At 59.2% G+C, this 23617-nt stretch carries 18 protein-coding genes and 2 pseudogenes; 15 read left to right on the top strand and 5 right to left on the bottom strand.

Translation table 11 applies throughout. From position 1 onward, the window contains the following. Nucleotides 1-6 precede the first annotated feature (6 nt). Both R3C19_04270 and gnd read left to right on the top strand, forming a co-directional pair. Nucleotides 7-1080, top strand: coding sequence for a sugar kinase (locus R3C19_04270; protein ID MEZ6059557.1), 1074 nt, complete (start codon nucleotides 7-9; stop codon nucleotides 1078-1080). A 148-nt stretch (nucleotides 1081-1228) separates the two neighbouring features. Beyond that, nucleotides 1229-2698 carry a decarboxylating NADP(+)-dependent phosphogluconate dehydrogenase gene (gene gnd, locus R3C19_04265; GenBank protein ID MEZ6059556.1) on the top strand — a complete coding sequence of 490 codons (1470 nt, stop codon included), beginning with the start codon at nucleotides 1229-1231 and terminating at the stop codon, nucleotides 2696-2698. 107 nt (nucleotides 2699-2805) lie between these two features. Here gnd and R3C19_04260 read toward each other — a convergent pair whose 3' ends face one another. The 3 genes and pseudogenes from R3C19_04260 to R3C19_04250 form a co-directional block, all read right to left on the bottom strand. Next, the gene (locus R3C19_04260) at nucleotides 2806-4062 is read right to left on the bottom strand and encodes a DUF885 domain-containing protein (protein MEZ6059555.1); all 1257 of its coding nucleotides are present in this window, start codon (nucleotides 4060-4062) and stop codon (nucleotides 2806-2808) included. Next, complete coding sequence (locus tag R3C19_04255) at nucleotides 4059-4229, bottom strand: hypothetical protein (GenBank protein ID MEZ6059554.1); 171 nt, start codon at nucleotides 4227-4229, stop codon at nucleotides 4059-4061. Before R3C19_04255 ends, R3C19_04260 begins: the two co-directional genes overlap by 4 nt. A 52-nt stretch (nucleotides 4230-4281) precedes the next feature. Continuing rightward, nucleotides 4282-4470, bottom strand: a pseudogene (locus R3C19_04250) (DUF885 domain-containing protein). A 394-nt stretch (nucleotides 4471-4864) separates the two neighbouring features. Between R3C19_04250 and R3C19_04245 the strand changes: the two are divergent. The 3 genes from R3C19_04245 (at nucleotide 4865) to R3C19_04235 (ending at nucleotide 9599) form a co-directional block, all read left to right on the top strand. Further along, nucleotides 4865-6556, top strand: coding sequence for a hypothetical protein (locus tag R3C19_04245; GenBank protein ID MEZ6059553.1), 1692 nt, complete (start codon nucleotides 4865-4867; stop codon nucleotides 6554-6556). Between the two features lie 212 nt (nucleotides 6557-6768). Further along, nucleotides 6769-7119 carry a PilZ domain-containing protein gene (locus R3C19_04240; protein MEZ6059552.1) on the top strand — a complete coding sequence of 117 codons (351 nt, stop codon included), beginning with the start codon at nucleotides 6769-6771 and terminating at the stop codon, nucleotides 7117-7119. Between the two features lie 341 nt (nucleotides 7120-7460). Next, complete coding sequence (locus tag R3C19_04235; protein MEZ6059551.1) at nucleotides 7461-9599, top strand: MMPL family transporter; 2139 nt, start codon at nucleotides 7461-7463, stop codon at nucleotides 9597-9599. A 155-nt stretch (nucleotides 9600-9754) separates the two neighbouring features. On the opposite strand, the gene R3C19_04230 is transcribed toward R3C19_04235, so the two are convergent. Further along, complete coding sequence (locus tag R3C19_04230) at nucleotides 9755-10222, bottom strand: hypothetical protein (GenBank protein MEZ6059550.1); 468 nt, start codon at nucleotides 10220-10222, stop codon at nucleotides 9755-9757. A gap of 428 nt (nucleotides 10223-10650) precedes the next feature. On the opposite strand from R3C19_04230, the pseudogene R3C19_04225 reads away from it, so the two are divergent. From R3C19_04225 to R3C19_04215, 3 genes and pseudogenes are all read left to right on the top strand, one after another. Beyond that, nucleotides 10651-13339 (top strand): annotated as a pseudogene (locus tag R3C19_04225) (DUF1592 domain-containing protein). Nucleotides 13340-13363: 24 nt separating this feature from the next. After that, complete coding sequence (locus R3C19_04220; protein ID MEZ6059549.1) at nucleotides 13364-14011, top strand: DUF1588 domain-containing protein; 648 nt, start codon at nucleotides 13364-13366, stop codon at nucleotides 14009-14011. A gap of 24 nt (nucleotides 14012-14035) precedes the next feature. Then, nucleotides 14036-15400 carry a DUF1552 domain-containing protein gene (locus R3C19_04215; protein MEZ6059548.1) on the top strand — a complete coding sequence of 455 codons (1365 nt, stop codon included), beginning with the start codon at nucleotides 14036-14038 and terminating at the stop codon, nucleotides 15398-15400. Nucleotides 15401-15480: 80 nt separating this feature from the next. On the opposite strand, the gene R3C19_04210 is transcribed toward R3C19_04215, so the two are convergent. Beyond that, entirely contained in the window at nucleotides 15481-16188 is a 708-nt protein-coding gene (locus tag R3C19_04210) for a phospholipase D-like domain-containing protein (protein MEZ6059547.1), read from the bottom strand. A 23-nt stretch (nucleotides 16189-16211) separates the two neighbouring features. On the opposite strand from R3C19_04210, the gene R3C19_04205 reads away from it, so the two are divergent. From R3C19_04205 to R3C19_04175, 7 genes are all read left to right on the top strand, one after another. Next, nucleotides 16212-16976 carry a hypothetical protein gene (locus R3C19_04205; GenBank protein MEZ6059546.1) on the top strand — a complete coding sequence of 255 codons (765 nt, stop codon included), beginning with the start codon at nucleotides 16212-16214 and terminating at the stop codon, nucleotides 16974-16976. Nucleotides 16977-17088: 112 nt separating this feature from the next. Then, nucleotides 17089-17664 (top strand): Uma2 family endonuclease, encoded by a 576-nt coding sequence (locus R3C19_04200; GenBank protein ID MEZ6059545.1) that lies wholly within the window; start codon nucleotides 17089-17091, stop codon nucleotides 17662-17664. A gap of 62 nt (nucleotides 17665-17726) precedes the next feature. Then, nucleotides 17727-18353, top strand: a complete 627-nt coding sequence (locus R3C19_04195; protein ID MEZ6059544.1) for a Uma2 family endonuclease — start codon at nucleotides 17727-17729, stop codon at nucleotides 18351-18353. 296 nt (nucleotides 18354-18649) lie between these two features. Next, on the top strand, nucleotides 18650-20359 hold the full coding sequence (locus R3C19_04190; GenBank protein MEZ6059543.1) for a hypothetical protein: 1710 nt from the start codon (nucleotides 18650-18652) through the stop codon (nucleotides 20357-20359). After that, a complete protein-coding gene (locus tag R3C19_04185; protein MEZ6059542.1) occupies nucleotides 20352-21251 on the top strand; it encodes a hypothetical protein in 900 nt (299 codons plus the stop codon). Before R3C19_04190 ends, R3C19_04185 begins: the two co-directional genes overlap by 8 nt. Nucleotides 21252-21577: 326 nt before the next feature. Continuing rightward, nucleotides 21578-22630, top strand: coding sequence for a MoxR family ATPase (locus R3C19_04180; GenBank protein MEZ6059541.1), 1053 nt, complete (start codon nucleotides 21578-21580; stop codon nucleotides 22628-22630). Further along, the gene (locus R3C19_04175) at nucleotides 22620-23495 is read left to right on the top strand and encodes a DUF58 domain-containing protein (protein MEZ6059540.1); all 876 of its coding nucleotides are present in this window, start codon (nucleotides 22620-22622) and stop codon (nucleotides 23493-23495) included. Before R3C19_04180 ends, R3C19_04175 begins: the two co-directional genes overlap by 11 nt. The last annotated feature ends 122 nt before the right edge of the window (nucleotides 23496-23617 follow it).

Genomic DNA, 23617 nt, shown 5'->3' with positions numbered 1-23617 from the left:
CGCTTCATGCTTGAAATTCCCGCATCCGGCGCCCTGGACTTTGTGTCACTGGGCGCGATGGTGCATCGTCTGGATCCCGGTCGCATTCCGTTCCGAAAGGCAACGCAACTGGCCATCCATGTCAGCGGCGGAGAATTCAACTGCGCGGCGAACCTGTCTGATTGCTTTCGTCTGAAAACCGGCATCGTGACGGCAATGGTCGACAACCCGATTGGCGACCTGATCAGTGAACGAGTGCGGGCGATGGGCGTCAGGCCGTTCTACAAAATGTTCAAACATGACGGCGTTCGCGGGCCGAACATGGCCACTGTGTACAGCGATCAGGGCTGCGGTGTGCGTGCTCCCGTTGTCTTTTACAACCGCAGCAACGAAGCCGCCGGAATGCTGAAAGCCGGTGATTTCAACTGGGACGAAATCTTTGCCGGCGGAGTCCGCTGGTTTCACAGTGGAGGTATCTTTGCGGCGCTTTCGCCGACGACGCCGGAAGTGATCGTCGAAGCCATGAAGGCGGCAAAGAAGGCCGGCGCTGTCACGTCGTTCGATCTGAATTATCGAGCGAAGCTGTGGGCGATTTCCGGCGGCCTCGACAAAGCCCAGGAAACGCTGCGAGGAATCGTCGAACACTGCGATGTCCTGGTTGGAAACGAGGAGGATCTGCAGAAGGGCCTGGGACTGAAGGGTCAGGACGTGGAAAAGAAGGGCAAGCTCGACCCGACGGCGTTCTTCGGAATGATGGAATCGGTCGCCAGGGATCTTCCGAATGTGAAAGCCGTCGCAACGACCCTTCGCGAAGTCGTTTCCACGAATCGCCACAACTGGAGCGCTGTGTTGTGGCTGGATGGCAAGACGTATCAGGCTCCGGAGACGCAACTGGATGTGCTTGACCGAGTCGGTGGCGGCGACGGTTTCGCGTCCGGCCTGTTCTACGGCCTGATGGGTGGCGAAACTCCGGAACAGGCGCTGCGGCTGGGCTGGGCTCACGGAGCCCTGCTGACAACGTTTCCCGGCGACACGACGATGGCGTCTCTGGAACAGGTCAGGTCATTCGCGGAAGGCGGTTCCGCCAGAATTCAGCGATGACGCCGCAGTTCTGCTGCCACCGGTGCAGCCACACGATTTGCGGCTTGCGCGACTGCTGCTCGGTGTTCGACGTCCCGTTGCACCAGGACTCGCGAACAGCGGGCGCTTACGTTTGATCAAGATTCCTCTTCTTTGAAATCCGCTACCAATGGCAAAACATGACATCGGCTTGATCGGCCTGGCAGTGATGGGACAGAACCTGGTCATGAACATGGCCAACAAGGGCTTCAACGTCGCTGTCTATAACCGCACCACGGAAACGATGCGTGAGTTCATCGACGGCCTTGGCAGCCGGCCGGCGGGCGTCGTTGAGCCCGGCACGGCCGAACGGATTCACGGCTATGAATCACTGGAAGACTTCGTCAACAGCCTGGAATCGCCTCGCCGCGTCATGATTATGGTCAAGGCCGGGTCGCCGGTCGATGCCGTGATCGAGCAGTTGAAGCCGCTGCTTGCGAAGGGAGACATCATCATTGACGGCGGCAACGCCGACTACACGGATACCAATCGACGACATCACGAACTGAAGGAGCAGGGGTTTCGTTTCATCGGAACCGGCGTTTCCGGCGGTGAAGAAGGAGCGTTGAAGGGCCCGAGCATCATGCCCGGAGGTCACCCGGAAGCGTGGCCATACGTCAAAGACATCCTGCAGAAGATCAGCGCGAAGGTCGGTCCGAATCACGACATCCCGTGTTGTGACTGGGTTGGCGAGGCCGGGGCAGGGCACTACGTCAAGATGGTGCACAACGGCATTGAATATGGCGATATGCAGTTGATCTGCGAAGCCTACTACATCCTGAAACACGGTGTCGGCCTGACCAATGCGGAACTGCATCAGGTCTTTCGGGAATGGAACGAACGCGAGCTGGAGAGCTATCTGATTGAGATCACTCGCGACATCTTTACGGTCAAAGACGGGGAAACCGGAAAGGATCTTGTCGACCTGATTCTTGACACGGCCGGCCAGAAGGGAACCGGCAAATGGATGAGCCAGCACGCTCTGGATCTGGGAGTCCCCACGACGCTGATTACGGAAGCTGTGTTCGCCCGCTGCCTGTCAGCGCAGAAGGACGCGCGCGTGCGTGCGGAGACCGTCCTGAGCGGACCGGATACGAAGTTTGAAGGCGACCGTGACCAGTTTGTCGATGACGTTCGGCAGGCGTTGTATGCGTCCAAGCTCTGCAGCTACGCACAGGGGTTTGTTCAGCTTGACGCCGCCGCCGCCGAGTTCGGCTGGAAGCTCAACAACGGACCAATCGCGCTGTTGTGGCGAGGCGGCTGCATCATTCGGTCCCGATTTCTGGAAGACATCAAGAAGGCATTCGACAAGAACCCCACACTGGAAAACCTGCTGCTGGACGATTTCTTTAAGTCTGCGATCAGCAAGGCTCAGCCCGCGTGGCGTCGAGTCGTCGCGACGGCGATCGCACTGGGCCTGCCGGTTCCTGGGTTCAGTTCAGCGCTGACGTACTATGACGGCTATCGTCGTGGTCGGCTGCCCGCGAACCTGCTGCAGGCTCAGCGAGACTACTTCGGAGCACATACCTACGAACGCGTTGACAAACCTCGCGGCGAGAAAGTCCACACCGACTGGATCCGTGAGCGCAAACTGACATAGAGGTGCGTTCCGATCCGGACGCGGGCTTCACATCATCGCGATGAACTGAATGAAAGCCGCGCGTTGTTGGAACGGCGAATGTGACGGGCCGGCATCCGCCCTGCAGGTCATTTCTTCGACGCCAGCCACGCGTCGACGATCTCTTCCAGCACCGCCAGCGGCACGGCTCCGTTTCGCAGCACGACGTCGTGGAATTCCTTCACGTCGAAGGCAGTTCCCAGTTGCGCTTCCGCGCGGGCTCGAAGTTCGCGAATTTTCAATTCGCCGATCTTGTAGGCCAATGCCTGGCCCGGCCAGGCGATGTAGCGATCAACTTCGTTTTCAATGTCCAGCAGAGTCTTGGCGGTGTTGGCGGCGAAGAAATCGATGGCGTCCTGGCGAGACCACTTCATTGTGTGCATTCCGGTGTCCACAACCAGCCGGACGGCTCGCCACATTTCGTAGGTCAATTGTCCGAATTTGGAATACGGATCCTGGTACAGGCCGAGTTCCTCACCCAGCTTTTCGCTGTACAGTCCCCAGCCTTCAATGAACGCGGTGTAACCTTCATAGCGGCGGAATTCGGGGATTTCGTCCAGCTCCATCGCCAGCGCGATCTGCAGGTGGTGCCCCGGAACGGACTCGTGAAGCGACAGCGCTTCAATTTCATATTTCGGCCGCGCTTCGGGCTTGTAGAGATTCACGTAGTAGCCTCCCGCGCGACTGCCGTCGGCGGCGGGCGGCTGGTAATAAGCGGCCGTGGTGTCGGGAGCCATCTGCGACGGGATAGGCACGATTTCATAGGGGATCTTCGGCAAGCGAGAAAACAGATTTGGAAGCTGAGGATCAATCCGGCGGCAGCATTCCCGGTAGGCTTCCAGCAGGTCGTTCTGATTGTCGTAGTAGAATTGCGGATCTGATCGAAGATGCGTCAGGAATTCCTGAAACGAACCTTCGAAGCCGACCTGCTGCTGAATGGCTTCCATTTCCTTTCGTATCCGCGCGACTTCGTCGAGTCCGATCTGGTGAATCTGCTCGGGGGTCAGGTCGGTCGTCGTAAACTGTCGTGCCAGCGCGGCGTACATTTCCAGTCCTTCGGGGCGCTGCCAGCAGCCAACGCTGTCAAACGACGCGGGCAGGTATTCCTCTTCGAAGAATTTCAGGAACGTTCGATACGAGGGCAGGATGCATTCCTCGATGGCCGCAGCGGCATCGTTCTGAAGCCGGGATTTGTCAGCGTCTGAAATTTCGATGGTGAACGATCGGAACGGCTTGTAGTACAGACTCTCGCGAGGATCGTCGACGAGTTGTTTGCGGATCTGATCGGGCACTCGCTGCATGACGACTTTCGGATGCAGCATGCCCTCGTGCATTCCCTGTTTCATGAGCGCATCGTCTGGCCCATGTACGTCGGAAACGCACGCAGCCGGGCGATCCAGTCTTCGAAGTCGCGAATGCTGTCAAACTTCAACAGATCCGCCAGGCTGCTCTCGTCCTGGATTCCGCCTCGCTGGTTCAGCGGCAGCAGATGCAGCCGGTGCTTCTGCAGCAATGCTGGTTTCGTACTGATCCTCGAACAGTCTGTGGTTGAGCTGATCCGCTGCCGAAAGCTGCGACGTGTCGATGCGTTTCAGCTGCGCCAGGACATGACGGGTCTGCTGCTGCGACTCTCTGGTTGCCGACAGCGACGCGTCCGGCCATCGGGTGTTGTAGCGCCGATCGCCCAGCTGTGACGCGAACGTCGGACTTTCCTTCAGCGTGCGCTGCCATTCCGTGTCAAAAATCGCGTGCATGCGTTCCGCGGGAGTCTGAGCGGCGACGGGATGGACAGCGGCTAGCGCGATCAGGCAGGACACGAGCGGCAAATGGGGAAGTGATCTCATGGCGCAGAATTCGTCGTCTGGTGGGGAAGACAGGGAGCCGGACTTTAGTCGATTTTCACAGTTTTCGGACCGAACCGTAGTGCGTCCGAACGCCTGCCGTCAAAGCCTGGCTGGCTTTCGCGATGCAAAGACTCTGCCGGATCGGAACTGCGGACAACGTACCGGCGGCGGAACGGACCGGATCGGCAATGACGGTTTTTCCGGCCAGTGGTGAAATGACGATCAGAAGAAGAAGTGGGACTACAGCGGTCGGATCCTCCGCTGTGAATGCTGAGCCTGTCAGAATGAGGGAAGGTTCGACACGATGTCGGCAGCCAAAATCGCGATGTTCGCAAGTCTGTTGCTGGTGGCAGCCTCGGGTTGTTCGGGCAGCCGCCTGCGGGAACTGATGCCCGGAAACAGCCGATTCGTTTCACTGGAGGACCTGGAGCGTTCGGACGAGGCCGCGGAATCGCGGCTTGCGGCCACCGATCCAGCCGAGGAGGAAGCGGCTGGTGGTCCCTTCAAGGCCGCCAGGGGATTGTTCGTTTCGCGCGAAAAGGACCAGCAGAATCCGTCGGACGATTCGGGGGACACGCGGCTCAGTAAGCTGAGTCTGGGACGTCTGCTGCATCGGCCGGACAGGAACGCTGTCGAACCGGATCCGTTTCTGGACATCGACAACGCTGCAGCCAGGAAGCCCCGCTTCCCGGAACCCGAAGTCATTGTCCAGGGTCAGCCGAAGGCGAAGCCGAAAGCCGCAGTCAAATCCGATGTGGCTGAGAAACCGGCAGCCCGCGAACTTCCCGCCGGAATGGAGGAGGCGCTGGCAGAAGCATTTGCCGAATTCGATTCTCTGAAGGCCGACGCGAAACTGGCTGAGTCAAAGGCGAAATCCACCGACAAGTCGATCCGTTCGGTGGTGTCCGAATCCGACATCGACGACGACGCGGAATCCTTTGCGGCGTTTGTCGATCGGCAGTTCGACGAAAGCCGCGCCAGGAAGGCGACCAATGAACATGCCGACAACTTTGACGCCGCCATGGCCGAATTCGGTGCTGACCTGCCGGATCTGAAAGACCTGTCGGCGCGAACATCTGACGCCGTCGCTCGCGCGGAGTCCGTGAAGTCGTCAAAGGCGGCTGACGCGTTTGATGAGTTCGCCGGGACGGGCACCGAAACCAAAGACAACGACTTTGTGCTGGACTTTGACGATCTGCTGGCTGACACAAAGCCAAAAGCCGCCGCAGTCGATTCTGCGGGCGTCGCGCACGGACGAAGTCAGAGTCAAGCCGCTCCGGGATTGGCCGACGCCGACGCTGCCGCGTTTCCATTGCTGGCGACTTCCGACGATGCGAAAAATGAATTTGACCGGCTGGTCAGCGATGCCCGCGAGACTGGCAACCATCAGCTGAATCGCCGTGACGCGTTCAACCTGTTTGCTGATGCCGCCGCTCGGCATGGATTCTCCACTGACGGTCAGAATCACGCCGCTGACGCGTGGGAGCCAGCCGACGCCGCCGCGTTTAACTGGCAGAATCCGGCTGAAGCAGTCGCGGGCAGTGAATCGGCAGGCCTGCGAATTACAGCTCAGCAAAGTCCGTCGTTTACCTTCAGCGATCACCCGTCGAAACCGGCCGATTCGATGTCGGTAAGTTTCCGCGACGAAACGAATGGTGCCGCTGACGTCGGGCTGCAGCTTCCGGAACCGGCCGATCCCGCTCCACTGGTGATTCCGGGAATGAAGACTGCCCGCAAGCCGGTGACGCAGATCTCATCCTCCCGCGAACTCAAGGCGGAGTTTTCCGACGAGCCGTTCTTTGATGATCCGGCCACAGTCGCTGCCGCGGACGTCGTTGACGAATCGGCCTTTGAATCCGGGCAGCCGAAATCCAGGGGCGGGGTTTCACTCCACCGACTCTTCAGCGGTCGCACGTGGTTCCTGCTGGCGGGCATTGTGCTGGTGATTGCCCTGCTGTTTTTCCCGGAACGAAGGCTCACCAGCAACCGGCGCTGATCCGGTGGCGCTGGCATTCGTCGTCTGCAAAGTCGGTGCAACTGTTCAAACCGCAACTGTCGCCGGAATATCGCACCGGCGTTCCCGTGACGTTGTTGTTCGGCGTTCGGAAACCGGGACTAGAATCTCAGCATTGAACCAGCTTTCCAGGACTGCGCGATCCGAACATGCCATTCGGGCGACGCGGCGGGCAAAAGACTTCGGAGTCAGTGATGCAGGATCCCTTCAGCCGACCGACAATGGACGATCTTCGCCAGGTGCTGGAAAGCATCGGCAAGCCCGATGTGACGAACATGAGGGCCAACGAGCGACTAGAGCTATCGGTTCCGGCCGAGATTAAGACTCGCCGCGGTAACACGATTTCCGCGATGACCAGGGAAATCAGCCGTACCGGAATCGGGCTGCTGCATCGCGGCTCGGTGTCTCCCGGCAACGCAACGGTCCGCATGGCCAGTGAAACTCGCGAGTTTCAGTACGAAGTGCAGATCGAATGGTGCACGCCCTGCGATAACGGCATGTTCATGAGCGGCGGCCGCTTCCTGCCGTCAGCGAAGGCTGAGTGACGGGAGTTCCCGTGCTCGTCACGACAGCGGGCAGCGACCGAACTTCGGCGTTTCCGGCGGATTGCGTCGCGTCCCGCAGGCATCTGACTTTGCCCCGGCGTGCTGAGGTGTTGTCCCGTTCAAACGGTCTGTGTTGGCGGTCACCGTCAGCGCGACCAGGAAAGCCCTGCGGTTTCTCGCGCGAAACCTTGACGTTCGGGATCTGTCGGCAGCGCCCGTGTACAGCGCCGAAACTTCCGGCACACTCTGCCGAATCGCTGATACGGATCACGCCCGCCCTGACCGACATTCGATAGCGTTGGAAAGAACACATCACTCAGGTTCTCTGCCGGCGCGATTGTATGGTTTCGGGATTTTATAGGCGTCATTCGCTGACTTTGCTGATTTTCTGCATTGTCGCGCTACCGGTGCTGACGCTGCTGGGTGAGCGGGTAAAGTCGGACAACAACATCGAAACCTGGCTTCCGCGCCACAGCCAGGTCCGCATCGATTATGACAGTTTCTGCCGCACATTCGGTGTCGACGAAACGATCCTGATCGCCTTTGAGAAGCCGTTTCCCGACTCACAGCGACTGACCGCTCTGGCTTCGCGTGTGGGAGGACTGCACGGCGTCCGCACGTGCTGGACGCGTCAGCAGATTCTGGAAATGATGTTCGCGAACGACGTCGAATCGGACGTGGCCGCGGAACGCCTGCTGCATCTGGTGGCGACTCCCGGCGGCGATCTGGAAACACTGCTGGTCGTTCTGGACCGTGACGGAGTTGCTCAGCGGGGCGCGTCGGTTCAGGCCATTCGCGATCAGATCAGCTACTGCCAGCTTGAGAACGCGGTCCTGGCCGGTGGTCCCGTTGTGGCAACGCAGCTCGACCACCTGGGCAGCCGGGAAAACAGCATGAGCCTGTTCGCGCTGACGCTGTTCATCTGCTTCGTGCTGCTGCATCTGAACATCGGCTGCTGGAAGACTTCCGGCGCTCTGATGGTCACTAATATCCTGAGCATCGAACTGACCCTGGCGACGGTCTGGGCTTCCGGTCAGCAGATGAATTTCATCATGGGATCGCTGCCCGTGATGGTGATGGTCTTCACGACGGCAGCGGCGATCCACTACATCGGCCACTATCGTCGTGAAATTCACCGCGCGGAGGGTATCGGGCGGGCACTGCAGGCCGTGATTCGTCCGAGTCTGTTTGCCACCGGAACCACCGTGATCGGTCTGCTGAGCCTTGCGGTTTCCGACATTGGACCGATTCCGCAGTTTGCCATCGCGGCCGCTTATGGAACGGTGTATTCGTTTCTGATCGGCGTCTTCGTGACTCCCGCGATTCTGGTTGCCGTCCGCTATGACCCGTCCCGGCAGAAGGGCCTGCAGACGCGGCTGGAACGGTTTGCGATGTTTGTCGTCAATCATCCGTGGCGAGTGCTGGTTCCGGGCATCACGATCACGCTGGTGTGTTCCATCGGCGTCTACAAGCTGAAGTCGCTGATCGATCCGCTGGAATTTCTGCCCAGCCAGGATCCGGTGCTGAAAGACACACTGCTGGTCAAGGAAACGCTGACCAGCCCGACGTCCATCGAAGCGGTGGTTGATTTCGGCCAGACGGAATCGTCTTTCGTTGAACGGCTCCGCGACATTCGTCGTCTGGAGAGTCTGCTCAGCGATGATGAAAACGTGTGCCACACGCTGTCACTGGCCGACTTCTTTCCGGCGGAGATTACGGAGCAGACGTTTTCTCCCGCGCGGCTGATGGCGGGCTCGTCGGGCAGCGGGTCCACAGGCAGCCTGCTTGCCGACGGAAGCCGCTTGTGGCGCGTGTCGATTCGTCTGCGGGACGATTCCCCGAAGGTGCTGCGACGTACCGTGGACAGTCTGCGAGAACGCTGTGCCGAGTTTCCCGTCACGTTTACCGGCATGGGTCCATTGCTGGAGCAGGCTCAGGGCGACATTTTTGACGGCTTCTGGAAGAGCTTCGCCTCGGCATTCGTGCTGATCACGATTGTCATGATCGTAGCTCTGCGTTCCGTCGGCGCCGGTCTGATCGCGATGATTCCCAACCTGACGCCCATCCTGCTGGTGTTCGGGATTCTGGGCTGGTGCAACTATCCCATCGACATCGGCATCATGATGACCGCCAGCATCGCTCTGGGGCTGGCCGTCGACGGCACGTTCCACTTTCTGTTCAGCTACCGCAGCGTTGTCTGCGATCACGGTTGTCGATACCGAGCCGTGCGGCATGCCGTGCTGCAGACCGGATTGCCGATCATTTCGTCCGCGATCATTTCCGGGACCGGCCTGCTGGCTCTGGGACTGTCTCCGTTTCGGCCGACCATGCGATTCGGCCTGCTGATGTTCTGCCTGCTGATCGCAGCCCTGGCGGGGGACCTGGTGCTGTTGCCGGCGTTTCTTTCCATCGGCGCTCGCCGGAAACGACTGCAGCAGCCGGCACCGTCAGCTCCCGCGGCTCAGAATCGCGCTGCATAGCACTTCGCCGACGAGACTCGACCGGCCATCGCCGCGCCTGGACCGAAGGACTTACGTCCCGCGCATCCGGCGGGCTCAGGAAAGCGAAAGCACTGCGCGGTGCGGCATGCGTCCGCGCAGTGTTTGTGAATCTTCGCTTGTCGTTCCGATTCCGGCTACATGCGTGTGCCGGACAGAATGTAACGCGTCGTTGTAAGTCCCGGTGTTGAGTAGAACTTGTGGGTCGCTGCGATCTCACCGGAATTGCGACCGTTGCCGAGTACCAGAGCGGTGCTAAAGTCGACTGCATTGAATGTCGAGATGTCCGCGAACCAATCGACGGCAACCACGATCTCGCCGTTAACTCTTTGCAGTGACGCGCTGAACTCCTTGAATCGAATCCGCGTGGAAAAGTCGTCCACGAAGGCTTCGGTTTCGCTGACAACAAAGTCCCGAACATAGCTTTCTGTGCTCAGAATTGTGCCGTCCTGCGCTCGCGTCTCGACCACGACATCGATCGAACACGCAACCGCCGTGTTTCTGCGGCCCGACTGCCGCGACGCCGTCACCGGCTGCCACAGTGCCGATCCGGCAACGATCGCGATCGCAACAAAAAGTAACCCATACCTGGTATACCTGAACATCACTTCGACTCCTCAGCAAACCTCGGTTTCAAGACGCGCTGTCCCGTCCGTGACGGAACACTCTGACGCCGCGCAAAATTCTTCCAACAGCTACCAGCGCCGAACCCCCGCTAAGGACCCGGCGATGTTTTTCGAAGCGGCCGGAAGACATCAGGCGGCTCAATCGGAGAAGCCAAAATCACGACCGATTTCCGCCAAAAGATTCTCAAGGTTGAGCGATTTCGAAGTCGAAATCGCCTGACCCGTCACGCAGCAGCCTGTCCGACGGAGATTTCATCGCCGCCAGCGGTCTGCCAGGCGTCATTTGACGAGTGAAAATCTGCGATCGGACATTTGGGAGGGCGACGCTCCCGCCGATCCGCTGCTGCGATGGACGTCCTGTGGCACACGTGGCTCGGCAGGAGCGTTGACCTCCCGAATCGCGCCCAATGACAGCAATCTTCCCATCCACCAATACTCGGCTGACGAAGCACCAGTTCCGCGGCAAGCGCAGCAAGACTTGCCCGAAGACGGCGGCACGGTCACCCTGTGCCGTCCTGCCTGCGAATTCGCTTGCAATCGCCACCCTCCGAAGCCAAAACACATGGCGGGTTCCGTCGGCGTCGGAACACTCACCGGAACATCGGCGCGGTCGCGGCACAGGCGGCTCTCTTCGATGGCCCGTGTCCCGGCGAATCCGGTTGTTCCGCAACGTGACATTCCCGGCATCGCCACCCGCCTACTGCGTTTGCTGTCCCCGCCACAAATCCCACCGGATACGACGAATGATGACAGCCTGTCGACTGTCGAAATGCCTGCGCCGCGTCCTTCCGCTGCTGCCAGCGCTGTGTATCGCGATCCGGGCGGAATCTGTTCCGGCACAGCCGTCCGCAGAATCCTCGCCGACGAACAATGTGGCCGTGCAGGATGAAGACGAAGCATTCGAGCAGCAGGTCCGGCCATTGCTCGCGAAGTACTGCGTCGAATGTCACGGTGAAACCACGATGAAATCCGGTATTCGGGTGGACGTGCTCGACGATTCGCTCGACGATCGGCAGTTGTTTCTGTGGAAGGAAATCCTTGAACGCGTTGGCGACGGGACGATGCCGCCGGAAGACGAGTCGCAGCCGTCAGACGGCGAGCGGCAGGTTTTGACTTCCTGGATTCGGCAGGCGCTGAATCGATCGCGCGCTCGCGACAATCAGGTGAACGGTTCCGTGAGACGGCTGACCGTTCGGCAATACCGCAACACACTTCGTGACCTGTTGCATCTGGAAGAAAATCTCTCCGGTGTCCTGCCGCCCGACGGCGTTTCTCGCGACGGTTTCAGCAACAACGGAAACGTCATGGTGCTGTCGCCGCTCCAGATGGAGTACTACTTTGAAATCGCCGAACGATCGCTGGAGCTGTGTATCGTCAGGGAAGATGAACGGCCCGTGGTTCAGAATTTTCGAATGGATCTCGGCGAAGCCATCAATCGAGATCCGTGCCCCGACAGCCTGATTCTCGGGGCCGACAACCTGCTGCTGGACAATGACGACTTCACGGTCACGGAACTTGTCCCCGCGAAGCCGTTCGCCTTCAAGCCATTCGAAATGCGGAAGTCGTGGGAGTTCATTGAAGGTTACGCCGGCAACGACACCGTTCGCGGTATGAGAACTTTTGAGGGACTGAATCATTCCGTGTTCGCCTGCATGCGAGGCAGCCACGGCTATCCGCTGGGAGAAGCTTACCAGGTTGTTCCGGACGGCCTGCTGCTGCGTCCTGCGATTCCCAGTTCGGAGCTGTTCGGAAAATCGAGCACCTACGGCCCGATGGCGAACTTCAAGATCTCTCTCCGGGAACTGCCGGATGAGGGGAACTTTCGTGTAACAGTTCGGGCCTCGCGGTACGACGACGGCATGCTGCTCGAAGCGAATGCGCCGCAGCTTGACGCGGCCGAAGATGAGACGGTCGTCGTCGCTGACGTGCCGGATTCCGGGGACGGAAGCGTGACGATTCCACAACCGGGTATTTATCAGGTGGATCTGCAGTTCGTGGTGGATGATTCCGGCGACACACTTCGACTGCAATTGGGCAATCGTCGTTTTTCAAAACCCGTTGAGGGCGGTTCAACCGCACAGCCGCTGATGCTGGTTCGGCTTGGACAGGGGCCGCTGTCGTTCCGCGCTGCAGGCGATGAAGATGCGACATCGATCCACAGCGTTGTTTTCGGTCGTGTCGACGACGCCAGCGACGCCGCCCGGCAGTTTTCTGCATTCGAAAAACGGACGCCGCTGGTGGGTGTTCATTTGGGACTGCGCCGTGACTGCGGCAGCACACTGAATCCTGTCGGAACGCCGCAGCCTGTTGTGTCGTCGGAGCCCGCGGAATTCGTATTTCAGGGAGCGATCAATGATTTTCCGGCCCCGGTTGTGGAGGACGGCAATCTCAACTACCTGGCCGGCGTTCGTGAGATCGGAGTTCGCAGCGAATACACCGACGGACGCGCCATGCCGCGTCTTCGAATTCATTCCGTGGAGTTCGAAGGACCGTGGTACGAAAGCTGGCCGCCGGAAACTCATCGCGGCATCTTCGTGGAATCGGACGCGCCGGACGGGTCGCCGGAATACGCTCGCGAAATCATTCGATCGTTCACGACGCGAGCCTGGCGGCGACCGGTGACCGATGACGAGGAATCGTTGATCTTCAACGTCTGGAAAACCTCCTTTGCCGAATCCGGCGACTTTCAGCTTGCCATCAGAAATGCGCTGACGGTGGTCCTGACATCGCCGCAGTTTCTGTTTCTGATCGACCAAAGCCACAGTCCCGCCGCCGAAGATCTGGACGGCTGGGAACTGGCATCGCGGTTGTCTTACTTCCTGTGGAATACGTCGCCGGATCACGAACTGCTTGAACTTGCGGATCGCGGTCGGCTGCATGAATCGCTCGATGCGCAGGTGGACCGCATGATTGCCGATTCGCGGTTTGGTGAATTTCTGAGCGAGTTCACGTCGGAGTGGCTGAGTCTTGAGAAGCTGGACGTTCTGGAGGTCGATCCGTCGGCGTTCCCGCTGTTGACGCGACATGAAAACGCAGCTTCGTGAAGAGCCGGTTCACTTTCTGAAGCATCTGATTGCCGAAAATCTGCCGCTCAGCAACATCGTTCGATCCGACTTCGTCATGGTCAACGACGCGGTTGCCGGTTACTACGACCTGACGATCCGGCCGGAATCGGGAATGAAGTTCGTGGCCATTGAGCACCGGGACGAGTCTCTGGGCGGCATTCTCAGTCAGGCGGGAATTCTGGCCGGGTTGTCGGATGGGCGTGAATCCAACCCCGTCAAACGCGGAGCCTGGCTGGCTCGAAAAATCATTGCGGAACCTCCCGACGACCCTCCACCCAACGTTCCGGAGCTGATGAACGACGACGGATCACAATTGACACTGCGCGAGCGGCTGGAACGTCATCGCAATCAGGAAGGCTGCGTGAAATGCCATTCCAACATCGACCCGTGGGGCGTGCCGTTCGAATCCTACGATGCCGCCGGTCGTCTCAAACGTCAGCCAACCGATACACGTTCGACGCTTCCGGACGGCACGAAGATTGCCGACGTCAACGCCTTGAAATCCTATCTCGCCGCCGACAGGATGGATCAGGTAGCCTTCAGCTTTGCGAAGCACCTGAGTTGTTACGCCATCGGCCGCAGCCTGAGATATCACGAAATCGAACGTCTGAAGGAAGACGTATTGCGGCTGAAGACGGACGGATATCGAACGCAGGACTTGCTTCGGTTTGTCATCCACAGCGATTTGTTTCTGAAGAAGTAGGTACGAACATTCGGAGCCTGATACATGAACTTTTCAGCGAAGTTTCCCCGTCGTCGAGTGCTGCAGGGAATCGCCGGCGCGTCGCTGGCGCTTCCGAGACTGGAACTGTTCGCGCACGACGCGGCGGTTTCCGATCCGAAGCGGTTTTGCGCGCTGTACACGGCAAACGGAATGTGTCTGCCGGATCCGAAGAACGGCATCGACGAATGGAGCTGGTTTCCTAAGACGACCGGACGTGATTTCGTGTTCGGAAGATCGACGGAACCGTTCGCTCCCTTTCGCCGACAAGTCAGTTTTCTTGGCGGGCTGTTCCATCCGAATGGAACCAAAGCGGATCCCCATGTCTGTTCGGATATGTGGCTGACAGGAGCACCGCTGCATAACCCGAAACCGGGAACATACAACTCTGTGTCACTCGATCAGGTGATCGCTCAGCACACCAAGGCGTTCTGCCGGCAGCCGTCGCTGGTGCTGTCGATTGATGCCGGTGTGGGCTTTCTGTCGCGGACCGGGACGATTTCCTACAACCTCGACGGTCGCCCGATTCCCGCGGAAAACAGTCCTCGGCGCGTCTTCGATCGCCTGTTTCGCAGCAACCGGGATTCCAACATCGAACAACGCGACCGGCTGAAGAAGCGAATCCGGCTGGTCGATGCGGTTCTGGAAAACTCGCGGTCACTGAATCAGCAGCTTGGAAGGTCAGATCGCGAAAAGCTGGATCAGTACCTGACATCACTGAATGAGATTGAACAGCGTCTGGAGGCGTCGGAACGCTGGATCGACATTCCGCTGAAACAACAGGACTTCTCACACCTGAAGCTGGATGTCACGACAGAAGGCGAACCGGCGGAATACTATCGCAACATGTTCGACCTGATCGCGCTGGCGTTCGATGCCGATATCACACGATCCGTGGCCTTCATGCTGAACCGGGAAGACGGCATGGGGATCAGCGACACGTTTCCATTGAAACTCGGCCTGTCCAGAACTCATCACAATCTGTCACATGCCGGTGATCCGGACGGTCAGCTTCAGTTCGCGAAGTTCGACCTGTTTCTCAGCCAGCAGATCGCCGGATTTCTGGAACGGCTGCAGAGCTATTCCGATCAGCAGGCGACAGTCCTGGAAAACACCATCGTACTCTTCGGCAGTGGAGCCAGTACGACTCACAACCCGACGAACCTTCCGACACTGATTGCCGGCGGCTCGAACATGGGCCTCAACCACGGAACCTATTGGCGCCGTGATGAGACGCCGCTGTGCAACCTGTACCTCAGCATTCTGCACGCGATGGGCATTCCGGAAACATCGTTCGGCGACAGCACCGGACCGCTGACGGACTGCATCTTTTCGCAGGACGCCGTGGTCGATTCACTGACCTCGGTGTGATTCAAGCGAACTCCGGCTCGCCAGTTCGACCGCCGCTTCGCACATCGCGGCCCGTGAAACCCTCCACCTTTCGGTTTAATTCAATTCATCGGCTTCATCCGCGGCCAGAGTCGGCTGAACTGCTTTTGGAACGCCTGCACGATCTTGGCGTCATTTGTGACGACGATATTCTCCTCATTGTGTTCAGCGGCGGAACGTGTCCAGTTGTAGCTGCCAGACAGAGCGATTCTTTCGTCGAACACGGCGAATTTGTGATGCATGTGGTCGGGAGTCGTGTCGACTCGCACCGGAATGCCAGCCCCTTTCAGACGCTGCATGTCACTTCCGAGATCCCGTGACTTATCGTCGTCGCTGATGACCCGAATCTTCACTCCTCGTGACGCGGCACCGATGATCGCGTCGGTGATGCGGTCGTCAGTGATGGTAAAAACGCAGATATCGACGGTTGCCTTCGACAGACGCAGCAGTTCCTGGATGCGCAGGCGGCAGTCGTCGCCGGGGCTGAAGTGGACTTCGCTGATCGGCTTGCCCGACTGGCCGGCGGACGGTCGTTCGGCCTGCAGCAGAATGCCGGTGACGTCTTCCAGCCAGTCAATGGCTTTTTTGGGTTCCGGACTCAGTAGCGACGAGCGAGCAATTTCAAACGCGCGGTTTCGCAGCAGATCACGCTCATGCAGCGTATCGGCGTCGGAAGTGAGAATCGCCTTCAGCGCGGACTTTTCGGCTCGCGACAACTTGCCGTCGCTCAGCGATTGCCGCAACATTGCTTCGATTTGTGATTGATCCATGTGGCGTACCGAAGGGGGCTCAGATGGCAGATGTTCTGAAATCCAATGAACGCGGAGGATACCGGTTTCTTCCTGGAATCGCGCCGTACTCATGTGGTGTCTCGGCGATGCCGGGGTTCGAGATTGTTCACGTCACGCTGCAGAATCCGCGGCCGTGGCACGACGGGCTGGTGGCTGCATTCGGCTACCTGGCGTCAAATCATCTCGGCGATCACAGCCTGTGCGCTGTGGAACTGAGGTGCCCGATGCCGTATTCGCTGCAGGGATTTGTCGACTTCAACAACGACTACCGCCAACTACTGATTGAACGCGACATGATGGTCGACGGTGTCAATCCGGTGGCTCGCACAAATGTGGCACCCGTGGCCGACCCTCCAGCGCAGCCTGTGCTGTTCGCGTTTTCGTATGCGCGGTCGTCGTCGGTCACTCGACCGACATTCGTGGTTGCCGGCGGCGGCGAACTGCCGGACGGCGAACTGTCGGAACGGCGCATTGTGCGAGTCGGCGAGACCAGCCCCGACGCGATGATCGAAAAAACGGAATGCGTCGCGCAGATCATGAATTCGCGAATGGCAGCACTGGGCGGAACCAGCGAACTATTGACCGCCATCGACGTCTACACGGCGCACAGCCTTCGTCCGCTGCTTGATGACGTCCTGCTGTCCAAGCTTCCGGCGACACGCAGCCGCGGAGTTCACTGGTTTTACACACGACCGCCGATTGTCGACATCGAATTCGAAATGGACATGCGCGGCGTCGTGCATGAAAAGATTGTGGACCTGACCTGATCGAACAGCCGTCCGCCGCGGAACGTCGAATCCTCGTGACGATCACCGACGAAGCGAGTACCATTGCCACAGACCCCGATCCGGATCGCTGCTTCTTCCGGGAGAACGCTTCATGAGCACCGTTGAATCGCCTCTGCTGACCACCGCCGACCTGCTGGCCATGCCCGATGACGGTATGGACCGTGAGCTGATTCGCGGCCGGCTAACGGAAAGACCAATGACAAGACGCAATCGGTTTCATACCTACGCAGAATCGAAATTGAGTTACCTGCTGAATAACTGGCTGGTCGGGCTGGCGAAACCCTGCGGTGAAGTTCATTCGGGCGAAGTCGGCACGATCCTGCGACGCGATCCGGATTCCACGGTCGGCATCGACGTGGCGTTCTTTTCCGCAGACGTGATGGCGCGACAAACCAATGAGACAACATTGATCGACGGACCACCGCTGCTGGCCGTGGAGATTCTGTCGCCATCCGACAGGATGGAAGATATTCACGACAAGGTTGTGGAGTACCTGGACACCGGCGTGCCACTGGTCTGGGTTGTCGATCCCGTGTTCCGAACTGTCCAGGTGCATCGTCCTGACCAACAGCCGGAATCGTTCAACGTCAATCAGATTCTTTCCGGCGGCGACATCCTGCCTGGCCTGGAAATCTCCGTCGCCGACATCTTCCCGAAGAACTCGTAGGACAATCGTTCCGGTGTGCGGACTGACGGACATACCCGCCAACCGCCTCGAAGGCCACGCTCATGCCAACACTGATCACTGATCCCGATCTGGAACAGGATTTGATCTCCAGACGCCGAACCTGGGGTGGCGACAAATTTGACGAAGTCTGGGACGGAGTCTACGTGATGGCAGCCTGGCCGAATGACGAACACCAGTTTCTGGTCAAGGAGTTGACAATGATCCTGGGACTCACGATCGATTGGCAGAAGCTGGGCCAGACTCGCCCAGGCGTCAACGTCAGCGACAGACGAACCAACTGGAAGGACAATTATCGCGTTCCCGATGTAGCCGTGTTTCTGAACGAGACCTGTGCTGAGAATTGCGGCAGCTTCTGGTTCGGCGGCCCGGATTTCGGAATCGAGATCACCAGCGAAGGCGACCGCATTCCGGAAAAGCTGCCGTTCTATGCCAGGGTCCGGACCCGAGAACTGCTGGTCATCGATCGCGATCCCTGGACACTGACGCTGTATCGCAACAACGGCAGCGAAATGATCGCGATTGCAAAGTCGACATTCGAAGCATCCTCTCGACTTGACAGCGAAGTTCTGCCAATGAACTGGCAGCTTGTCGGCGGCGAGTCAGGACGATCGATGCACGTGACTCACCAGCAGCACGCAGATCAGAGTTGGTGGATTGCGATTGGATAGGATCGTCCACGACGGAAAGGGTTGCGCACTGCTCCGCGGCCCGAAGTCGAGTCCCTGAACAGTTCGCGACATCCGGGGCCTGCGGCTACCAGGGCAGTTTCCGGCACGGGAACGTCGGGTCGTCCGCACATGGCCTTGCGCTGAGGTCAGAGTCGCCACATCCAGCAAGTGCCGGGAGCAAGCGGCGAACGAATTCCGATCGGTTCGGCAGGGGTCTGTCGCAATTCGCCGTGGCGCTTCACGTCGCACGTTGTTATGCTGCCGTGACGGGCTTTGGCGCAAACAGGAGTGGAAAAATGAAGTGGATTGTTCAGCGGCCGATCACGTCGCAGCTTTCCGGGACCTCGTCGTCGCTCGGATTGTTCCTGCGGAGTCGTCAGCGAAACTGTCGTCTGGCCGGATTCGCGGCTTTGGCGTCTCCACGAAGATCGCAGCGGCGCGGGTTGAAGTCAGCGACTTTGTGTCTTCTTGTTGTGCTGGGGGCGCTGAGTCCTGCGGTGGCGGTGGCTCAGAGCGGTGAAGACGTGGCGAAAGGCCTGCTGCGGGCACTGATTGAGTCGCAGCTTGAACGGTCAAATCGCCGGGGTGCTCCCCGCGACTCGCTTCGTCCACCGCAGGGAAGACCCCAACTGACGTCGGAGATGCAGCAACTGCGGCCGATCATCGGATCCGTCGCCCAGGAAAGTGCGACTCTGGCAGCGCTGCTGAACAATGAATCGCGACGCAGTATCGAAATTCGTCAGCGCCTTCCGGACGCGATCCGGTTCCAGGCTGCGGCGACCGCTCTGAAACAGCAGGCGGATGTTCAGAATGATCATCGACTGCTGCTGGACGGATTTCGCGGACTCAACAGTGACTGGCAGACCCTGTCGCACCAGCTTCATCAGTGTCGCGGCCTGAGCGCCGACGCGGGAAATCTGCTGCAGCGAATTGATCAGCTCGATGGACAATACTGTTCGCTGCTGGGAATTCAGGAGCAGTTCGACGTGCAGGAACTCAGCCGTTCCGCGTATGTGCTGACGGCCTATCTGCGGGATCTTGACGATGAACTGGATCGTGCCGCTCCGCCACCGGGAGTCGGCCGCGGCCTGGCTCCCGGAATGCGGCGGCTGCGCCAGAAGGCCGATTATTTCGCCGGACTGATTTCCAGCGGCGTTCCACTGCCGACCGCCGTGGCGGAATTCAAGTCGCTCAATGACGACTGGACCGCGATGCAGGACCAGTTGCGACGCTATACCGATCATTCGGTCGTTCGCAGCACTCAGCGAATTCAGGAAACTCTGCGCACGCTGCACCAGATCCTGCGACTGCCGGTCAGTCTGGACAAGAACCTGCTGCTGCACCTGGTTCACGACGCCGACACGGAAATGTCGGAACTGTTCCGGACGATCACGCTGGAACAGATGATGAATCTTCCCGACAGCGAATCAATCGCCGCAGCCGCTGACGCCGCTTACGGTTCGCTGCAGAACCTGGACGATGTGATTCATCGAGACGAAAACCCGCAGGTCATCGCGGAGGCCTGGGTTTATGCGGATGAATCGTGGAAGCTGTTGTCGTACTACCTGCAGCCGGTTCGGGACGTTCGCGCGCAGACGCAGATCCGCACGGTCAGCCAGTCTTTGCAGGCTCTGCGGGAAACTCTGGGAATCACGCTCAGCTTTGACCGCAACGCTCTGGTGCAGAGCGCCGCGTCGCTGGAAAACCTGGCCGAACATCTGGTCACCGCCATTCAGCGCTGGCAGTCACGTCCTGGTGAACACGACCGATCGCTGGTCGCCAGAGCACAAGCCGTGGTCAGTCAGTGTCACGATCTGGAACAGTCGCTGCTGGCCAATCGAGACCGCAATCGCCTGCAGCGCGAGTGCGATCAGGTGGTCACCGCCTGGCAGTCCGTTCGTCCGGAACTGAAGAAATGCGATACTCCCGAACGTGAAAGTCTGGACCACGTGGCTTCGTCGTTCACGCCGGAACTGATTCGCCTGAGGACGCTGCTGGATGACTAGCGCGGCCCGGGTGCGCCTGCTGACGTTTGATTTTCTGCCGTTAAACTGCGCCGCATGCTTCGGCGGGAATCCCCCGGAATCGATCGGCGTTCTGGATCGGCTGGCGATGAAGTCAGTCGTGTTCGAGAATCACTATCTGCAGCGGCCTGCTGTTGCTGAGCCGCGTGACGTATTCGGCGACACGCATGTGCTGGACAACGCGCAAAGGCTGGTGTTGACAGCGTCGTCGCCGGCCGGTGACGAGTTCCTTTCGGAAGCCGACCGTCGGCGGCTTGCGGATGCGGCACTGGCATGGCTTCACGTCCAAATGCCGGACACGGACGAATCGTCAGGGTTCGGCGTCCGCGAGTACATCGGCAGGGCTGTCTCGGAGGCGGAATCGCTGTGCCGTCAGCACGACATTCTGATTCTGACAGCGTGCTGCGGACTGACGGCGCCGGATCTCGGCCGGTTTGAGACGCTGTTGCCGGAAGCCGCGATCCGGGTTCCGCTGCTGCTCATGACCGGCACCCGAGACGCTCGCCGCGTGCAGACAATCACCGGCAGCTTCGACCTGGCGCCGACACTGGCCGATGCATTGACGCTTTCACCGCCGGATGCCGGAAATTCTTCCGTCAGCCCGGTCAGTCTGCTTCGTATCCTGAATTCTCCGCGCGAATTCGCAGGACGCTGCCTGGTGATTGAAACTGCGGAATCCCTGGCGATTCGCAATGCGGAATTCCTGTTCGTCCAGCACCGGACGGATTTGGTGGAATCGAAGTCTCGCGGCGGAAGCGACCGTCCTGTGGCTCTGTATGCCAAGCCGGAAGACGTCTGGAATGTTCACGACGTGTCTGTGGAGTATCCGGAGGCGGTCAGGGAGTTTCAGTCGCTGCTGTTGTCGTGCCGATAGCTTCACGCGCGATGGCGCGAAGGTTGCCGGACACGTAACCGCCGGCCAGCTCCGTTGCGGTGTCGCGTCGTGTGCCCCGTCGAAATCCCACAGCGGGAACACACGAACTGCCGACATACGCCGTAATTCGGGAAATTCGACACGACATTCTCAAGCGATCGGGGTTTGATATGATTCCCGACCGGAAACGTCTGGTCGGTAACCGGATCGCCCGCGTCATGCCTGGTCGAAAACAGGGCTCTCCGCGTGAGGCTGGTGCACAGACAGCCTGGTCTTCGACCACCGGGTTAACGCCATGCAAATCTTCCTGGAAATTAGTCCACCGAATGACCGAAACCACCACTGATATCTCAGAGGCGTCCGTTGATCTGCTGCACAAGGCGTCCGCAGATCTGAAGGCGCAGATGGCTCGAATTATCATCGGGCAGGACGACGTTATCGAACAATTGCTGATCGCGCTCTTCAGCCGTGGCCACTGCCTGCTGGAAGGCGTGCCGGGGCTGGCGAAAACGCTGATGATCAGCACATTGTCGCGCTGCCTGTCGATGACGTTTTCCCGCATCCAGTTCACGCCCGACCTGATGCCCGCCGACATCACCGGGACCGATGTGCTGCAGGAAAATCGATCCACCGGCGAACGGGAATTCCGTTTCATTCCGGGGCCGCTGTTTCACAACGTTGTGCTGGCCGACGAAATCAACCGGACTCCGCCGAAGACTCAGGCGGCGCTGCTGGAAGCCATGCAGGAGCGGCAGGTGACCGTCGGTCAGACGATTCACAGGCTGGCCGATCCGTTCTTTGTGCTGGCGACTCAGAATCCCATCGAACAGGAAGGTACGTACTCGCTGCCGGAAGCTCAGCAGGACCGCTTCATGTTCAAGGTCTTCGTCAGATATCCGTCGTTCGAAGAAGAACGTCAGATTGCCCGCCAGACAACGTCCAACGTGAAAGCGGACGTGACGCCGGTGCTGTCAGCCGACCAGGTGCTGGAAATTCAGAACGTTGTTCGCCAGGTGCCGGTGACCGATCATGTCATTAACTATGCCCTGGCGATCGTCCGTCAGACGCGAGTCGGTGAGCCGGGTTGTCCGGAATGGTGCAGCGAATGGCTGGCGTGGGGAGCCGGTCCGCGGGCCATGCAGAATCTGCTGCTGGGCGGGAAAGCCCGAGCGCTGCTGAGCGGGCGGACTCATGTGTCCACGGACGACATTCAGGCACTGGCCGCACCCGTCATGCGGCACCGCATTACGCCGAACTTCACCGCCGAAAGCGAAGGGATTACTTCCGACAAAGTGGTTGAACGGCTGATCCAGGAAACACCGTCAAAGGAAAGTGAACTGACGAGTGACCCAAGACTTGGAAAGATTTTTGCGGCCTGACGAAATCGCGAAGATTTCTCGTCTGGAACTGCGGGCTCGCAAAGTCGTCGAGGGCTTCGTTTCCGGATTACACAGAAGTCCGTACTTCGGCCAGTCCATCGAATTCGTCCAGCACCGGGAATATGTCCCCGGTGATGACTTTCGTCGCATCGACTGGAAGGTCTGGTCGCGTTCCGACCGCTACTACATCAAACAGTACGAAGAAGACACCAACGTCCGTGTCGTGCTGCTGGTGGATGGCAGCGAATCGATGCAGTTCGGCACCGGTCCGCTGTCGAAGTTTGACTACGCTCAGACGATTGCCGCCGCGATGGCGATGCTGGTACTGAAGCAGAATGATTCCGTCGGCGTGGCTCTGTTTGATTCAAAGATCCGCAGCATCATTCCTTCCAGCAGCCGGCACAATCATCTGCAGACAGTGCTGCAGGCTCTGTCCGTGGAAACCGCCGGCGGCAAAACGGACATGATCGGCGTACTGCGGAAAGCCGCGGAAGTCATGAGTCACCGCAGCATCGTGATTCTGGTGTCAGACCTGCTCTGCGACCGCGAAAAACTGTTCCGGGGACTGCAACTGCTGCGTCAGCGAAAACACGAAGTGATGATTCTGCACGTGATGGACGACCAGGAACTGGAATTCGACTATTCCGGCACACTGCGGTTCGAGGGCCTGGAAGATATCGGCAAGCTCACCTGCGACCCGGCCGCGCTGAGGGCCGGATATCTGAAAGCTCTGGAGACGTTCCTGGAAACCATTCGCCGGCGCTGCGCGGGAAGCGTCATTGACTACAAGCTTGTCCGAACCAGCGACCACCTGGACGCAGCGCTAACACACTTTTTGAGCCATCGTCTTGGGATGGGCAAGTGAGGAGTGGTCAGTCCTTTCATCGTCGTTCCCAGGCCGGAGCCTGGCACCGAGGAAACTCAAGCCTGGCAGCCGAGCAACCGGTCTCAACGCGAACTAACCATCTTGACCACAGCAGGCAGAGC

It is taken from the genome of Planctomycetaceae bacterium (assembly GCA_041398785.1).
Lineage (GTDB): Bacteria > Planctomycetota > Planctomycetia > Planctomycetales > Planctomycetaceae > JAWKUA01.
This window is presented reverse-complemented; position numbering and strand designations above follow the sequence as displayed.

Coding starts and splice junctions, on each gene's coding strand:
- R3C19_04185 (MEZ6059542.1), top strand. CDS start 20,352: ATGACTAGCGCGGCCCGGGTGCGCCTGCTGACGTTTGATTTTCTGCCG.
- gnd (MEZ6059556.1), top strand. CDS start 1,229: ATGGCAAAACATGACATCGGCTTGATCGGCCTGGCAGTGATGGGACAG.
- R3C19_04195 (MEZ6059544.1), top strand. CDS start 17,727: ATGCCAACACTGATCACTGATCCCGATCTGGAACAGGATTTGATCTCC.
- R3C19_04220 (MEZ6059549.1), top strand. CDS start 13,364: ATGGTCAACGACGCGGTTGCCGGTTACTACGACCTGACGATCCGGCCG.
- R3C19_04270 (MEZ6059557.1), top strand. CDS start 7: ATGCTTGAAATTCCCGCATCCGGCGCCCTGGACTTTGTGTCACTGGGC.
- R3C19_04190 (MEZ6059543.1), top strand. CDS start 18,650: ATGAAGTGGATTGTTCAGCGGCCGATCACGTCGCAGCTTTCCGGGACC.
- R3C19_04210 (MEZ6059547.1), bottom strand. CDS start 16,188: ATGGATCAATCACAAATCGAAGCAATGTTGCGGCAATCGCTGAGCGAC.
- R3C19_04180 (MEZ6059541.1), top strand. CDS start 21,578: ATGACCGAAACCACCACTGATATCTCAGAGGCGTCCGTTGATCTGCTG.
- R3C19_04200 (MEZ6059545.1), top strand. CDS start 17,089: ATGAGCACCGTTGAATCGCCTCTGCTGACCACCGCCGACCTGCTGGCC.
- R3C19_04205 (MEZ6059546.1), top strand. CDS start 16,212: ATGGCAGATGTTCTGAAATCCAATGAACGCGGAGGATACCGGTTTCTT.
- R3C19_04230 (MEZ6059550.1), bottom strand. CDS start 10,222: ATGTTCAGGTATACCAGGTATGGGTTACTTTTTGTTGCGATCGCGATC.
- R3C19_04240 (MEZ6059552.1), top strand. CDS start 6,769: ATGCAGGATCCCTTCAGCCGACCGACAATGGACGATCTTCGCCAGGTG.
- R3C19_04235 (MEZ6059551.1), top strand. CDS start 7,461: ATGGTTTCGGGATTTTATAGGCGTCATTCGCTGACTTTGCTGATTTTC.
- R3C19_04260 (MEZ6059555.1), bottom strand. CDS start 4,062: ATGAAACAGGGAATGCACGAGGGCATGCTGCATCCGAAAGTCGTCATG.
- R3C19_04215 (MEZ6059548.1), top strand. CDS start 14,036: ATGAACTTTTCAGCGAAGTTTCCCCGTCGTCGAGTGCTGCAGGGAATC.
- R3C19_04245 (MEZ6059553.1), top strand. CDS start 4,865: ATGTCGGCAGCCAAAATCGCGATGTTCGCAAGTCTGTTGCTGGTGGCA.